We start from the raw sequence: 15140 nt of genomic DNA on the forward strand, positions 1-15140 counted from the left end.
AAGCACTATAACGAATAATAGGATTGTGCTTATGTTCAGGAGTCAGTTGTGAAAATAGCAATGCTTAGTACCGGTGAGGAAGTGCTCCACGGTGATATTGTTGATACTAATGCGGCATGGTTGTCTAGCCTGTTTTATCAACATGGATTTGGCTTAACAAAGCGTTCAACGGTTGGTGATAGCCTGTCGAGCTTGGTTGAAGAGTTTTTAATGTTGAGCTTCAACAATGACGTGGTGATCGTGAATGGTGGTTTAGGGCCAACGACCGATGATATGAGTGCGGCCGCCGCTGCGAGAGCAGCTGAGTGTAAACTCGTGCTTTTCAAAGAGTGGCTGCAGCATCTAGAAAGTTTGTATGCTCGACGTGGCATCCCAATGCCAGACAGTAATTTAAAACAAGCCATGCTACCAGAAACGGCTGAGATTCTGGATAACCCGATAGGCACGGCCTGTGGTTTTAAGATGCTGATTAATGATGCCATTTTTTATTTTACGCCGGGTGTGCCAAGTGAATTTAAGCTTATGGCAGAGACGCAAATTTTGCCTGATCTGAGAAGAGCTTTTCCAGAGGTGCAAGGTTCATGTTGTAGTCGAATCTATACGTTCGGCCTTTCCGAATCCGGCATCTCGGACAAGCTTGATCAGCTAAAACTTCCTCAAGGGTATGAGCTTGGTTATCGCTCTTACTTACCTTTTATTGAAGTGAAACTCTTTGGCCCTTCTGACCAGCTTGAACAGCGTTTGAAGTTGGTACAGATGATCAATAAGCATCTTGAAAGCAATACCGTTAGTATTGATTTACCTATGGTTGAAAATGTCGGCCAGCTGTTGGTGGATAAAGAGTTAACCGTGTCGGTTTCCGAAAAAAGCAGTGGTGGATACTTAACTTATTGGTTAAATAGTGATGAAAAAGCTGAAAGGCAACTTGGACATGGTTGGGTACTACCAAGCCAGACTCAAGCGATGAGCAACAGCGGAGACCCATTAGCAGAAACGTTTGCTCTGGCAGGAGCGACGCGAGAGAAGTGTGGGACGGATTTATCACTCGTCACTGGCGATATTGAAGAGGGTGTTTTTTCCGTCGCTTTATCGACACCGTCAGGCGAGTGGGGAGCGTTATATAAACTCTCGAAAAAGTATCAGCGCAATGATCAAGTTAAAGTGATCAGCACGGCAGCACTAGACTTGTTGCGTCGCTACCTAGAACGTAAACCGATGTTTGCACATTATGCATTTTTAGAGAAAGTTAAAGAGATGCATCTCCCAGGTAGTGCTTTATAACCAGAGACCTATGACAGCCTGAGAGATAAAACACGTAGATATAAAAAAGCCAAGGTAATCACCTTGGCTTTTGCGTTTTATACCGTCGAGTCACGTTATGCGCGCTGCTTTTCTTTCATCGCGTAGTTAACGCCACTGAGTGACAAATCCGATTTTGCTTTACAGATACAAGGTAATATCTCATCACTTTGCGTGTAAGCCATGGCAAAACCAACATACTCCACTTCACCAGATTCCAACTTGCAGCGACAAGCGCCACAGTGCCCATCACGACAGTTGTATTCTGGTAATAAGCCAGCTTGCTCCATTGTTTCCAAAATTGTATTGGAAGGGTTAGATTCAATACTGATGAGTTTGTTGATTTTGAGTGTTGCCATTACAGCTCGAATCCTTCGAAGTCGTCTGCGCGAACTTCATTGTCAATTTGACCCACAAGGTAAGAAGAAATTTCCGCTTCTTGAGGCGCAACTTGAACGTTATCTGAAGACAACCAAGCGTTAATCCATGGGATTGGGTTGGTTGTTGCTTCTGGATAAGCTGCAGGTAGACCTACTGCTTGCATACGGATGTTGGTGATGTATTCAACATATTGGCTTAGGATGTCTTTGTTTAGACCGATCATAGAGCCATCTTTGAATAGATACTCTGCCCACTCTTTTTCTTGCTCAGCCGCTTCTTTGAATAGGTCAAAACAGTCTTGTTTTGCTTCTTCTGCGATTTGCATGAAAGTGAAATCATCCTGACCGTTACGTAGCAAGTTGATCATGTGTTGCGTACCGTTCAGGTGAAGCGCTTCATCACGTGCAATCAGCTTAATGATTTTCGCGTTACCTTCCATTAGCTCACGCTCAGCGAAAGCGAATGAACATGCGAAACTAACGTAGAAACGGATGGCTTCTAGTGCGTTAACAGACATCAGACAGATGTACAGTTTCTTCTTCAGATCGTACAGACTAACCTTAACCGTTTCACCGTTAAGGACATGCTCACCTTCACCGTAGCGATGGTAATCATTCGTCGCTTGAATCAAATCGTCGTAGTAGTGCGCGATGTCTTTTGCACGCTTCAGGATGTGCTCGTTCTCAACGATATCATCAAATACCACAGCAGGGTCGTTCACGATGTTACGAATAATGTGCGTGTAAGAACGAGAGTGAATCGTTTCAGAGAAAGACCAAGTCTCAATCCAAGTCTCTAGTTCCGGCAGAGATACAAGCGGTAGCAGTGCCACGTTAGGGCTACGACCTTGGATAGAGTCTAGAAGCGTTTGGTACTTCAAGTTAGAGATGAAGATGTGCTTCTCGTGATCTGGCAGTTTGTTGTAATCGATACGGTCACTAGATACGTCTACTTCTTCTGGACGCCAGAAGAAAGAAAGTTGTTTCTCGATAAGCTTTTCGAAAATCTCAAACTTTTGTTGGTCGTAGCGTGCAACGTTTACTGATTGACCTAGGAACATTGGTTCCTTCAACTGGTCATTCTTTTTTTGGTTAAAAGTACTGTAAGCCATAATGCCTCAATTCCTTTTAAACCTCCCCATAAGGGGAGGTTATCGATAGTCTGTCTTTACGGAGTGTTGGGTGCGGGTAGATTAAATCTTACAACCGCCGCCAGCACAATCGTCATCTTGTGGTTGAACAGCGTCTTTCTGTTCATCTTTTGCGCCATCACGAGTGTTATGGTAGTAAAGCGTTTTCACACCAAACTTGTACGCTGTTAGCAGGTCTTGAAGCAGTTTCTTCATTGGTACCTTGCCAGTCTCGTAACGTGACGGGTCGTAGTTAGTATTAGCAGAGATAGCTTGGTCAACAAACTTCTGCATAATACCCACAAGATGTAGGTAACCGTCGTTCGAACCGATGTTCCAAAGCAGTTCATAGTTGTCTTTAAGTTCAGTGAACTCAGGTACAACTTGCTTCAGAATACCGTCTTTCGAAGCTTTTACTGAAACATAACCACGTGGTGGCTCAATACCGTTAGTTGCGTTTGAAATCTGAGAAGATGTCTCAGAAGGCATTAGCGCAGTCAGTGTTGAGTTACGTAGGCCGTGCTCCATAATTTCTTTACGTAGGCTGTCCCAGTCGTAGTGCAGCGCTTCGTCACAAATTAGGTCGATATCTTTCTTGTACGTATCAATCGGCAGTAAGCCTTTCGCGTAGTTCGTTTCGTCGAATGAAGGGCACTTGCCTTGCTCTTTCGCCAGTTCTACCGATGCTTTTAGTAGGTAGTACTGCATTGCTTCGAACGTACGGTGAGTCAGGCCATTTGCGCTACCGTCAGAGTATTTCACGCCATGTTTCGCTAAGTAATAAGCGAAGTTGATCACACCAACACCTAGCGTACGACGGTTCATCGTCGATTTGTATGCCGCTGGTAGAGGGTAATCTTGATAATCAAGCAGTGCATCTAGCGCACGAACAACAAGATCAGATAGCTCTTCGAAATCATCTAGAGACTTGATAGCACCAAGGTTGAAGGCAGAAAGCGTACATAGTGCGATCTCGCCCGAGTCATCTTCAACGTTAGTTAATGGCTTCGTTGGCAGTGCGATTTCTAGACATAGGTTCGATTGACGAACTGGCGCTACTTCAGAATCAAATGGGCTGTGAGTATTACAGTGGTCCACGTTCTGAATGTAGATACGACCTGTTGATGCACGCTCTTGCATTAGCAGAGTGAACATTTCAATCGCTTTAACCGTTTCTTTCTTGATTGAAGGATCGTTCTCGTACTTCACGTATAGACGCTCAAACTCTTCTTGGTTTTCGAAGAATGCGTCGTATAGACCCGGTACGTCTGAAGGTGAGAATAGTGTGATGTTGCCACCCTCAACTAAACGTTGGTACATCAGTTTGTTTAACTGAACACCGTAGTCCATGTGACGAACACGGTTCTCTTCAACACCACGGTTGTTTTTAAGCACCATTAGAGAGCGAGCTTCGCCGTGCCACATTGGGTAGAATACAGTCGCTGCGCCACCACGAACACCACCTTGCGAACAACATTTTACTGCGGTTTGGAAGTATTTGTAGAACGGGATACAGCCAGTGTGGAATGCTTCACCACCGCGAATCTCTGAACCTAATGCACGGATACGACCAGCGTTGATACCAATACCAGCGCGCTGAGATACGTAACGAACAATCGAGCTTGCTGTTGCGTTGATAGAATCAAGACTGTCGCCACACTCGATCAGAACACATGAGCTGAACTGGCGAGTAGGGGTGCGCACGCCAGACATAATTGGCGTAGGTAGAGAAATCTTAAATGTCGATGTCGCATCGTAGAAACGCTTGATGTAATCAAGACGCGTTGCTTTTGGATATTTCGCAAATAGGCACGCTGCTACAAGGATATATAAGAACTGAGCACTTTCGTAAATTTGGCCCGTTACACGGTTTTGTACGAAGTACTTGCCCTCTAGCTGCTTAACTGCCGCGTATGAGAAGTTTAGGTCGCGTTTATGGTCGATGTACGCATCAAGTTCGTCGAGTTCTGCTTTTGTGTAGTCTTCTAGAATATGTTGATCGTACTTACCCATATCGACGAGGCGAGACACGTGATCATAAAGCGTTGGTGGCTCGTATTGGCCATACGCTTTTTTACGCAGATGGAATACCGCTAGGCGAGCAGCTAGGTATTGGTAATCCGGAGTCTCTTCAGAGATCAGGTCTGCCGCAGACTTGATGATTGTCTCGTGAATATCTGTCGTTGTGATGCCGTCGTAAAACTGGATGTGAGCGCGAAGTTCTACTTGAGAAACCGAAACATTATCTAGACCTTCTGCAGCCCAAGTGATAACGCGGTGGATTTTATCCAGATCGATACTTTCTTTACGGCCATCACGCTTGGTGACGGTAAGTTGTTGGTTCATTCTGCTTTATTTCCCTAAGAAAACTGATAAAAGCCGTATTTTTGTTTGTTTATGTGCAATATGAGTAAAGCTTGCGGCGGCTTTGTGATCAAAGTCTATCTATATATTGTCGCTTAAACACAACATATAGGGGTTCATTTGTTTGCGGGTTACAAGATAGTGCTATTACACTGATTTATCAAGGTACAGATCGGGGATGACTTGTGGATAACTGACAAAATGAAAAAAATCAGTAAGTGAACACTAACCGATGAGAAAAGGGCAGACTTGAATGGTTAAAAGCACGGTTTTGAGATCGGTTTAGAAATAACCGCATGCAAAAATATTTTCCTTGATCTTTGGCCGTTTTTATCTACGAAAAATAGGTTGGTTAAAATGGAATCTAGAGCACGAATTTTAGGCATAAAAAGACAAAAAAAGCGGCAACTTTGTGCTACCGCTTTCGATTCATTTTCTACAAAAAATGTCAATCACAAAACGCATTTTTTAACATGATGGCGTTCAGTATTTTTTAGTATGAACGATGTAGTTTACGTCTACATTACGGCCGAGTTTGTAACTGTCATTAAGAGGGTTGTAATGCAGGCCCGTAATGCCCATTTCCGTTAGGTCAGTTTGGTCTATCATCTTCATCATTTCGGCAGGCTTGATAAACTTCTCGTGCTCGTGAGTCCCCTCAGGAACAATCTTAAGAAGTTTCTCTGCACCGACAATAGCAAACAAGTATGACTTGATGTTTCGGTTCAAGGTTGAGAAAAACACGTGACCACCAGGTTTTACTAGCGCAGCACAAGAGCGGATAACGGAGAGAGGATCTGGAACGTGTTCAAGCATCTCCATACAAGTCACGACATCGTAAGTCCCTGCGTTTTCTATAGCGTGGTCTTCTATTGTGCTCTGAATGTAGGTCAGTTGAGTACCTGTTTCTAATGCATGTAGTCGTGCGACTTCTAAAGGTTCTTTGCCCATATCAAGTCCAGTCACAATAGCGCCTTCTTTCGCCATGCTTTCAGCAAGAATGCCACCACCACAGCCGACATCAAGTGCGCGCTTGCCAAACAAGCCATTTGCTTTTTCAAGTACATAGTTCAAACGAAGTGGGTTAATTTGATGAAGTGGCTTAAACTCGCCTTCTAAATCCCACCATCGAGAAGCCATGTCCTCGAATTTCTTAATTTCACTTGGGTCGACGTTTTGTGCTTTAGTCATAATTGGTTTTATTGCATTCAATCTGAGTCCTTTAGAGGGCGTCAGTATACTCCAACGTTTTATACCCAAACAACCTCGATGTGCTTAGTGAAGGGACAATGACAGAGTTCACTGGCGCGGCAACAACAGGTTTCTGTAACTTTGAAAACGCTTGCATTATTTTCGGTTCACCCTTGAACTAGTGCCAGTGACAATACTCTAAAACCTGCATTTTTGACGTTGTGTGGATATATTGGGATTAACGATTTCACCTCGGTTTTATACGTACAGAGTCCGATTTTGCTCAATGTTGACCGAAATATAACCACTAATCAGAAAGATATGGGATGAGTGTGCAAATTCTCGACATTTGATTCATAACCAAGCTCACAACCTGATAAAAGGAGAGGGAAAGTGATGCCGAAGTGATGAATTGTGTGTTATATTTTTGCACCTTACACGTATCGTAATTACGATCAGATAATAGAGGGATAATGGCTCTATGAGCGATTTAGCTAAAGAGATCACGCCCGTAAACATTGAAGATGAGCTTAGAGGTTCATATCTAGACTATGCGATGTCAGTCATCGTGGGTCGTGCTCTTCCAGATGTGCGTGATGGCCTAAAACCAGTACACCGCCGCGTTTTATTCGCGATGAACGTACTAGGCAACGATTGGAACAAACCATATAAAAAATCAGCCCGTGTTGTCGGCGACGTAATCGGTAAATATCACCCACACGGTGATAGTGCTGTGTACGACACAATCGTACGTATGGCTCAACCGTTCTCGCTTCGTTACATGCTGGTCGATGGTCAAGGTAACTTTGGCTCTATCGATGGCGACTCTGCTGCGGCAATGCGTTACACCGAAGTTCGAATGGCAAAAATTGCCCACGAACTATTGGCTGACCTAGACAAAGAGACCGTAGACTACGTACCAAACTACGACGGTACTGAGCAGATCCCAGCGGTTCTTCCAACTAAAATTCCAAACCTATTGGTTAACGGTGCTTCTGGTATCGCAGTAGGTATGGCAACCAACATCCCGCCTCATAACCTTGGCGAAGTGATCGATGGCTGTCTTGCATACATCAATAATGAAGAAATCACTATTGATGAACTAATGGATTACATTCCTGGTCCTGATTTCCCAACGGCGGCGCTGATCAGCGGTCGTAAAGGCATTGTAGACGCGTACAAAACAGGTCGCGGCAAAATCTACATGCGTTCGAAAGCGGACATCGAAGTGGAGAAGAATGGTAAAGAAACCATCATCGTCACTGAGATCCCATACCAGGTAAACAAAGCTCGCTTGATCGAAAAGATCGCTGAGCTAGTTAAAGATAAGAAAGTTGAAGGCATCAGTGCACTGCGCGACGAGTCAGATAAAGATGGTATGCGTATTGTTATTGAATGTAAGCGCGACGCTGTGGGCGAAGTGGTTCTAAACAACCTATACGCTCAGACTCAGTTGCAAACCACTTTCGGTATCAACATGGTGGCCCTAAACAATGGCCAACCACAGCTATTCAACCTGAAAGATATGTTGAAGTGCTTCGTTGATCACCGTCGTGAAGTTGTGACTCGTCGTACTATTTTCGAACTACGTAAAGCGCGTGAACGTGCCCACATCCTTGAAGGTTTAGCGCTAGCGCTTGCCAACATTGATGAAATCATTGAGCTTATCCGTAAGGCGCCAACACCGGCTGAAGCAAAAGCGGGTCTTATTGCTCGTGGTTGGGATTTAGGCAACGTTTCAGCAATGCTAGAGCGTGCAGGTACTGATGCAGCACGCCCTGAGTGGCTAGAGCCTCAATATGGTATCCGCGATGGTCAGTACTTCCTGACTGAGCAACAAGCACAAGCAATTCTAGATCTACGTTTACATAAACTAACAGGTCTAGAACACGAGAAGATTCTTGGCGAATACAAAACACTTCTAGAAGAAATCGCTGAACTCATGCATATCCTTGCAAGCACTGAGCGTTTGATGGAAGTGATCCGCGAAGAACTTGAAGCGGTTCGTGACGGCTTTGATGATGCTCGTCGTACAGAAATCACAGCTGCGAGCCATGATATCGACATGGAAGAGCTGATCGCACGTGAAGACGTTGTGGTTACTCTATCGCACGGTGGTTACGTTAAGTACCAAGTACTGAGCGACTACGAGTCACAGCGCCGTGGTGGTAAAGGTAAGAGTGCGACCAAGATGAAAGATGAAGACCACATTGAGCGTCTTCTAGTGGCGAATACCCACGATAATATCTTGTGTTTCTCTACTCGCGGTAAAACATACCGTCTGAAAGTTTACCAATTGCCTCTAGCGAGCCGCACTGCTCGTGGTAAGCCAATTGTGAACATCCTTCCACTAGAAGAAGGTGAGCGCATTACCGCGATTCTGCGTGTTGATGAATTCTCTGAAGACAAATTCATCTTCATGGCAACAGGTGACGGTACGGTTAAGAAAACGCCGTTGAACCAATTTGCAAATGTTCGTTCAAATGGTCTGATTGCGGTAAACCTACGTGAAGACGATTCGTTAATCGGTGTGGATATCACTAACGGCGAAAACGAAATCATGCTGTTCTCTAAAGCGGGTAAAGTGGTTCGCTTTAAAGAAGCAGAAGAAATTCCAGTACTTGACGAAAATGGTAAGCCAGTTCTTGATGAGAATGGTCAGCCAGAGATCAAGTTTAAAGGTGTTCGTCCTATGGGTCGTACTGCCTCTGGTGTTCGTGGTATGAAACTGGCTGAAAATGACCAAGTGGTATCACTTATCGTTCCTTCGCACGAAGGCGACATCCTAACAGTTACAGAAAACGGTTACGGTAAACGTACAGCGCTGAGTGAGTACCCGACAAAAGGTCGTGGCACTCAAGGTGTCGTTTCTATCAAAGTTTCTGAGCGAAACGGCCCGGTAGTTGGTGCTATCCAGGTTGTTGAAGGTGATGAAATGATGATGATCACCGACGCTGGTACACTAGTACGTACTCGTGTGGGTGAAGTTAGCCAGGTTGGTCGTAACACGCAAGGTGTAACGCTTATCCGTACTGCGGAAGACGAATCTGTTGTTGGTTTGCAACGTATTGAAGAAGTTGATGAAGAAGAGCTGCCTGCTGGTGAAGAAGCAGAAGCGTTAGAGTCAACAGACGAAAATACGCAGCAAGATACTCCAGAAGCGCCAGCCGCTGATGATGCAGAGGAAGGTAACGAAGAGTAATCTTTCGTCACTATTCTAATGTAAAAAGCCGAGCCTCAGTTGCTCGGCTTTTTTGTACCTCTATCAACGCAATACAAGCATTAAACCAGTACACTAATACTCAGTTTGTCTAGGGAGCGCGTTATGTCTGTTTGGTTTTTCATTGCCATCACTTTGATGGGATTATTCGTCGTCGTATTATCGCTCAGCGCTTCAAGAGTAAGAGCGGCACAATGGTTCGGTTTTTGTGCTTTGGTACTAGTGTTAACCAGCGCTAGCTTCTTATTGTTGCGTCAATCTCCTCCACAACCTATTCAAGCTGAAGTCTCTCGAATGATGACTGCTCGCGATATCATGCGGGAAATTCAAGACCAATTGCGTGAAGACCCAAACAATGCCGAATTGTGGTTTCAGCTAGGGCAGGGCTACCTGCTAGAGGGAGAACTGGATGGCGCGCTGATTTGTTTTGATTATGCCATCCAACTGACTGAGCCAGTCGGTGCCACGCAACTTGCTGCGAAAGCGACGACCTTATACTACATTCACCAGCAATCAATGACGCAAGAAGTCAGTTTGCTTCTAGAACAAGCTTTGCAGATAGAACCGCATAATGAAGCGGCTTTGTCGTTGATTGCCAATGATCATTTTCTGTCATTCCGCTTTCAGGAAGCCATTGATACTTGGGTGCTCTTACTCGACTCGAACGATCCAAGCTTGGATCGAGTACAAATTATTAACTCGATCAATAACGCGAAAGAGCTGTTGTAGGCGTAGACTCTAATAAGTAATAGAAGAAAGGTGGGGGACGAATGAAGAATAAAGCGTTCGGAATATTGGTGGTGCTGTGCGGCGCTGTATTAGCGGGTTGTAGCTCTTCCGATCATTCTGGTTCGTCCTCTTCGGTTTATTATTCTTCAGGTTATTACGATCCGTGGTGGTACGATCATGACGACTACTGGATTTATTACTATCCGGGTTGTTGCGACAACGACGATGAATACAAAGAGAAACTAGAAGAGTGGTGGAATGGCTTGGATGAAGAGCAACAGCAATCCATCAAAGACAAAGTCGAAGATTGGAAAGACGGTGATATGTCCGCCAATATCGATAGCATGAAGCGACAGCTTGACGATCATTGGCAATCGCTGCCTGACGAGCAAAAGAAGGAGATTCAAACCAAGTGGGAGAACCGCCCCGAGCGCATCGAGCCTACGGCTTTACAAGATAAAGCGGTGAAAGAAAAGGTTCAACAAAGAAAAGCATTGCCGGAAACGAAGATCCAGCGCCCAGTTACACGCCCAAATGTGCAGATGCCTAAAACACGTCCACATATTCAGCCTAGGCTGAGACTTCCTCGTCGCTAATCTGTTTTCCTCTGCCTTCTATCAAACAAAAAGGGCGCAACGTGCGCCCTTCGTTTTATCCATTTAACCTAGTGTAATCGATACTGATCAGTACGTTGCTTCGCGCTCAGCAGCTGCTTTATCCCATTCTGGTGCCACCGTTTCTAGGAAGTGTTTCTTGTCTGCGTTCATCTTTTCCATATCCATATCTAGTGCTTGTTGCGCTTTTGCTTTGGTCGAGATATCTGGAATTTGAACTGGGTCAGTAATACCTTTTGTTGCCAGTAAACGAACTAACTTAGTACGAGCGTCAGCAGCGCGATCAACTGCGGTACCGAGTACTTCAAGTGCTACCTCAGGAGCATGCATGTGAACACCGTGAGAAGCAATCGCGTAGTCCCAACGCCATTGTGCATGGCGAATATCTTGTAGGATAGGTTGCATCTCTTCTTCTGTTGCCCCTGCTTCCCATGCTGCACCAGCTTCAAAGTGCGCTGCCACAATTTGCTTCTCGGCGGTTAGCTTCATGTTTAGTACTTGCGCTTTGCGAGTCGAAACGATGCCTTGTAGCTGCTCTTTGGTTTGAGTATGGCATTGCGCACAGGTGTCTTCAAAACGATCAAACGGGTTACCCACTTTGTGGTCAGTGTATACCGTACCGTCTTCTTTGGTTACTTTAGGCATGTGACAGTCCACACACACCACTTTGTTTTTGCCATGAATACCCGCTCTCCAAGTTTCGAAACCTGGGTGTTGCGCCTTAAGCATTGGTGCTTTAGAAACGGCGTGCGTCCAATCTTTAAAGTTTAACGCGTCGTAGTATTTCTCCATATCCGCGACGTTGGTCCCCATGCCCCATGGGAATTTGACTGCTTTAGTCGGACCTGTGAAGTAGTACTCGACATGACATTGAGCGCAGACCGATGCTTGCTTATCTAAGCGAGACTGTTCATCAAAGTTTTTACCAATAATATCAAAAGCACGCTCAACGTATGGGCGAGTCAGTGCCAGCGCAGGTTCGCCTTTCTTGAAGGCTTCAGAGCCCGTGTTGTGGCAATCGGAACAACCGATAGGGTTGACGATTTCTGAGCCCAAGCGCGCCCATTTACCTTCAAAATAGCCGTCTTCACCGCGCTCTTCAATTACGCGGGCGACATCTGGGCTTTTACAACTCCAACAAGCCATCGGCATTGGCCCGGAGTTTTCGTCTGCTGGTGCGCCAGTTCTGAGGGTTTGCCTCACATCATCAAGCGCGTAAAAGTGACCGCGCGCTTTGTTGTAGTCTTTAGCAAAACCATAACCGGCCCACAAGATCACCATGTTTGGGTCTTCACTTAAGGCATCTTCAATATGCTCGCTTTCCGATGTGGCTTTCCAAGAGTGATATTGGTCAGGATGGTTTCGTTCAAAGGTATCATTGCGAGGCTCTATGAGACCAGTATCCTCTGCCGCCAAAGGAGCACCAACCAAAAATAATTGGCTGGCGAATAAGGTCGCAACCGCGATAGGTGCGCTCATCCAGTGTTTTATGCTCACGGTGTTATCTCCATATTCGTTTTTATTAGCAGCGTTGTGAGGAGCTATTCCAAATAAGAATCGGAGATCTATCGTTAATATTAATAGTGAATTGAATAGATGAAATAGTGACCGAAATTGGCCTTGTTTTAGATCAAATTATGCTAGTGATCTTAATCATGTTTAAGTTCATATACCCCTAAAGTGGTATATTGTAATCCCCTTTAATCACAGTGTGTTATGGTGATAACCATTTTAAAAATAAGGTGATTAAGTTCGCTTTTTGAACATGTGATTCTACCTCTTAGGAATTATAGAGGTATTATAAATACAGGTTTAGCGTTGTGGCTTTCCAAAATAAGAATTGATGTCATTTGAAGGTGTGAAAATATCTTCAGAGGAAATTAATTGTTGCTCAAATAATAGTTGATAACAGTTATCAATTATTATCGAGCTAAGGAAAGAAAAATATGGGCAATATAAAATTGACCATAGAGACAATGCTGAAATTTCTCTTCATCTTTGCCATCTATGGTTTTTTCACCGCCGCCCATGCGACTTCTTCAGAGCCAGTTGAAGGTGCTCAAGCTGAGCGTCATCAAGTCGAGTTGATCCGTGACCGAGACTATAAATGTCTTCAATGTCATAAGGATGCAAAAGAGACTCTGAATCTATCGCATGATTCGCAAGCGTTATTGAGTCAAGGTAAGCAGCTCAATTGCACTAACTGCCACAGCAACATTGGCCCTGATCACCGTGAAGGCGCACCCGATGTGATTAAGTTTTCTGCTGCGCAATCGAAAGCGGTGCACGACAAAGTGTCCCTTGACCCAAGCTTGATTCTCAAAGCTAATAGCCAGTGTGTGGATTGTCACGCGCCACTTAAGTTAAGAGAAAAGCATTGGACGCACGATGTGCACGCCAAGAATCTCACTTGTTCAAACTGTCATGATGTTCATGCCGCAAAAACCAAAGCTTTGTCTTATGACAGAAAACAGCTGATTAAGCAGTGTGTGGATTGTCACTCTGAATTTGCCGTCGAACCTGAACTTGCCAAAGAAGAGGAGAGATAGCATGAAATGTTCGAGAAGAAACTTTTTAGCTAGCAGCGGTGCGTTGATTTTAACTACAGGCGTTGCGGGCACTTCCGTTGTTAGCTCCTCTCTTTATGCCAGCAACAGTGAACAAGCGAAGCGCATGGGTATGGTTCATGATGAAAATGCCTGCATTGGCTGTACCGCTTGTACCGATGCTTGTCGCGAAGTAAATAAAGTCCCTGAAGGCGTGACGCGACTTAAAATTCATCGCAGTGAACCGATTGGCGAATTCCCAGATGTGGAATACCAGTTTACTCGCGAATCCTGTCAGCACTGTGATAATCCACCATGTGTCTATGTGTGCCCAACAGGCGCAGCATACAAAGATGAAGCGACGGGCATTGTGGATGTACACAAAGAGAAATGTGTCGGATGTGGTTATTGCCTTGCTGCTTGTCCTTACCAAGTGCGCTTCTTTAATCCAGTCGATCACTCTGCGGATAAATGCAACTTCTGCCGCGATACCAACCTGGCGCAAGGTAAGCAGCCAGCTTGCGTGGAATCTTGCCCAACAAAAGCACTCATCTTTGGTGATTTAAATGACCCAGCTAGCGAGGTGAGCAAAGCTATCGAAAGCCATGTTGTCTATCGCGATAAATCGCATTTAGGTACGCAGCCTAAACTGTACAAAATTCCGCATAGTAAAGGGGAGGTGTCATCATGAACGGCTTCGAAAGTGCATTCCACTTTGACTCGTTAGTCTGGGATTGGATTATTGCGATTTACTTATTCCTTGCTGGGATGTCAGCAGGTGCGGTGATGATTTCTATCTATTTAAAACGCAAAGTGATTGAAGGTGATCCCGCAAACAATGGCATTATAAAAGCAATGGCTTGGCTAGCGCCATTTGGCATTATTTCTGGCTTAGTGATTTTGATTTTCCACTTAACTAAACCGCTTGAGTTTTGGAAGATCATGATTTACTACAACCCGACTTCCGTGATGTCGATGGGCGTTGTCTTGTTCCAAGTGTACATGCTAGTGCTGTTTGTTTGGATCGGCGTTATCTTCCGTCATCAAATCATCAGCTTTTGTGAAGGGAAGTTACCGAGCAAACTGTTGGATTTTGCCGATGGCATCTTGATTAAAGCAGGGAAAGCCAACAACGCGATTGAGTTGTTCTTGGGCTTTTTAGCGATCGTGCTTGCGGCATACACCGGCTTCTTATTGTCTGCATTGAAGACTTACCCAATGCTAAACAATCCAGTTCTGCCAATCTTATTCCTATTCTCTAGTTTGTCATCTGGCGCAGCAGCATGTTTGATGTTCGGCATCTTGGTGTTTAAAGAGTCGACCAGCAGCCCTAGTGTGTCTTGGGTGCACGGATTTGAACGCCCAGTGGTATTGTTTGAGCTGTTTGTCTTAGTGACATTCTTTACTGGGCTTATCTTTAGTGGCGGGCAAAATGAAGCCGCGGCTTGGAATGCCATTTCGAGTGGATTCTGGGCTCAGTGGTTCTGGGTTGGGGTAGTGCTCATCGGAATGATCACACCGTTGATACTAAACTGGCTAACGCCTTCAGAAGTTCGTCATAGAGGAAGTTACGTTTTTGCGGTCACAACGTTGAGTTTGGTTGGCGTACTCATGCTGCGTACTTTCATTCTCTATGCTGGTCAAATGACCATCGTGTAAGGAGGCTA

12 protein-coding genes are annotated in these 15140 nt (G+C 44.9%); 7 read left to right on the forward strand and 5 right to left on the reverse strand.

Features of this window, described 5'->3' with window-relative positions; genetic code table 11:
* The first annotated feature begins 48 nt into the window (after positions 1 to 48).
* Entirely contained in the window at positions 49 to 1281 is a 1233-nt protein-coding gene (locus FKN16_RS14505; RefSeq protein ID WP_170902993.1) for a CinA family nicotinamide mononucleotide deamidase-related protein, read from the forward strand.
* A 95-nt stretch (positions 1282 to 1376) separates the two neighbouring features.
* Here the strand turns inward: FKN16_RS14505 and yfaE are convergent, their stop codons facing one another.
* The 4 genes from yfaE to ubiG form a co-directional block, all read right to left on the reverse strand.
* Complete coding sequence (gene yfaE / locus FKN16_RS14510) at positions 1377 to 1658, reverse strand: class I ribonucleotide reductase maintenance protein YfaE (protein ID WP_005376817.1); 282 nt, start codon at positions 1656 to 1658, stop codon at positions 1377 to 1379.
* Positions 1658 to 2791 carry a class Ia ribonucleoside-diphosphate reductase subunit beta gene (nrdB, locus tag FKN16_RS14515; RefSeq protein WP_005376818.1) on the reverse strand — a complete coding sequence of 378 codons (1134 nt, stop codon included), beginning with the start codon at positions 2789 to 2791 and terminating at the stop codon, positions 1658 to 1660. The genes yfaE and nrdB overlap by 1 nt, the downstream gene beginning before the upstream one ends.
* Before the next feature lie 81 nt (positions 2792 to 2872).
* Positions 2873 to 5155 carry a class 1a ribonucleoside-diphosphate reductase subunit alpha gene (gene nrdA / locus FKN16_RS14520; protein WP_005394788.1) on the reverse strand — a complete coding sequence of 761 codons (2283 nt, stop codon included), beginning with the start codon at positions 5153 to 5155 and terminating at the stop codon, positions 2873 to 2875.
* Between the two features lie 501 nt (positions 5156 to 5656).
* Positions 5657 to 6364 carry a bifunctional 2-polyprenyl-6-hydroxyphenol methylase/3-demethylubiquinol 3-O-methyltransferase UbiG gene (ubiG, locus tag FKN16_RS14525; RefSeq protein ID WP_031780424.1) on the reverse strand — a complete coding sequence of 236 codons (708 nt, stop codon included), beginning with the start codon at positions 6362 to 6364 and terminating at the stop codon, positions 5657 to 5659.
* A gap of 481 nt (positions 6365 to 6845) precedes the next feature.
* Here ubiG and gyrA point away from each other — a divergent pair, with 481 nt between their 5' ends.
* The 3 genes from gyrA to FKN16_RS14540 all read left to right on the forward strand — a co-directional run bounded on the left by gyrA (position 6846) and on the right by FKN16_RS14540 (position 10909).
* The gene (gene gyrA / locus FKN16_RS14530) at positions 6846 to 9566 is read left to right on the forward strand and encodes a DNA topoisomerase (ATP-hydrolyzing) subunit A (RefSeq protein WP_170902994.1); all 2721 of its coding nucleotides are present in this window, start codon (positions 6846 to 6848) and stop codon (positions 9564 to 9566) included.
* A 123-nt stretch (positions 9567 to 9689) separates the two neighbouring features.
* Positions 9690 to 10313, forward strand: coding sequence for a hypothetical protein (locus FKN16_RS14535; protein WP_170902995.1), 624 nt, complete (start codon positions 9690 to 9692; stop codon positions 10311 to 10313).
* Positions 10314 to 10354: 41 nt separating this feature from the next.
* A complete protein-coding gene (locus FKN16_RS14540; protein WP_170902996.1) occupies positions 10355 to 10909 on the forward strand; it encodes a hypothetical protein in 555 nt (184 codons plus the stop codon).
* An 87-nt stretch (positions 10910 to 10996) separates the two neighbouring features.
* Here the strand turns inward: FKN16_RS14540 and nrfA are convergent, their stop codons facing one another.
* Positions 10997 to 12424 (reverse strand): ammonia-forming nitrite reductase cytochrome c552 subunit, encoded by a 1428-nt coding sequence (gene nrfA, locus FKN16_RS14545; RefSeq protein WP_170902997.1) that lies wholly within the window; start codon positions 12422 to 12424, stop codon positions 10997 to 10999.
* 449 nt (positions 12425 to 12873) lie between these two features.
* Between nrfA and nrfB the strand changes: the two genes are divergently transcribed.
* The 3 genes from nrfB to nrfD are packed head-to-tail and all read left to right on the forward strand — an operon-like array spanning position 12874 to position 15132.
* Positions 12874 to 13476, forward strand: coding sequence for a cytochrome c nitrite reductase pentaheme subunit (gene nrfB / locus FKN16_RS14550; protein ID WP_109169692.1), 603 nt, complete (start codon positions 12874 to 12876; stop codon positions 13474 to 13476).
* Between the two features lies 1 nt (position 13477).
* Entirely contained in the window at positions 13478 to 14164 is a 687-nt protein-coding gene (gene nrfC, locus FKN16_RS14555; protein WP_012841634.1) for a cytochrome c nitrite reductase Fe-S protein, read from the forward strand.
* Entirely contained in the window at positions 14161 to 15132 is a 972-nt protein-coding gene (gene nrfD / locus FKN16_RS14560; RefSeq protein WP_109169691.1) for a cytochrome c nitrite reductase subunit NrfD, read from the forward strand. Before nrfC ends, nrfD begins: the two co-directional genes overlap by 4 nt.
* Positions 15133 to 15140 lie beyond the last annotated feature (8 nt).

The organism is Vibrio sp. 11-4(1), from assembly GCF_013048625.1.
Taxonomy (GTDB): Bacteria; Pseudomonadota; Gammaproteobacteria; order Enterobacterales; family Vibrionaceae; genus Vibrio; species Vibrio diabolicus.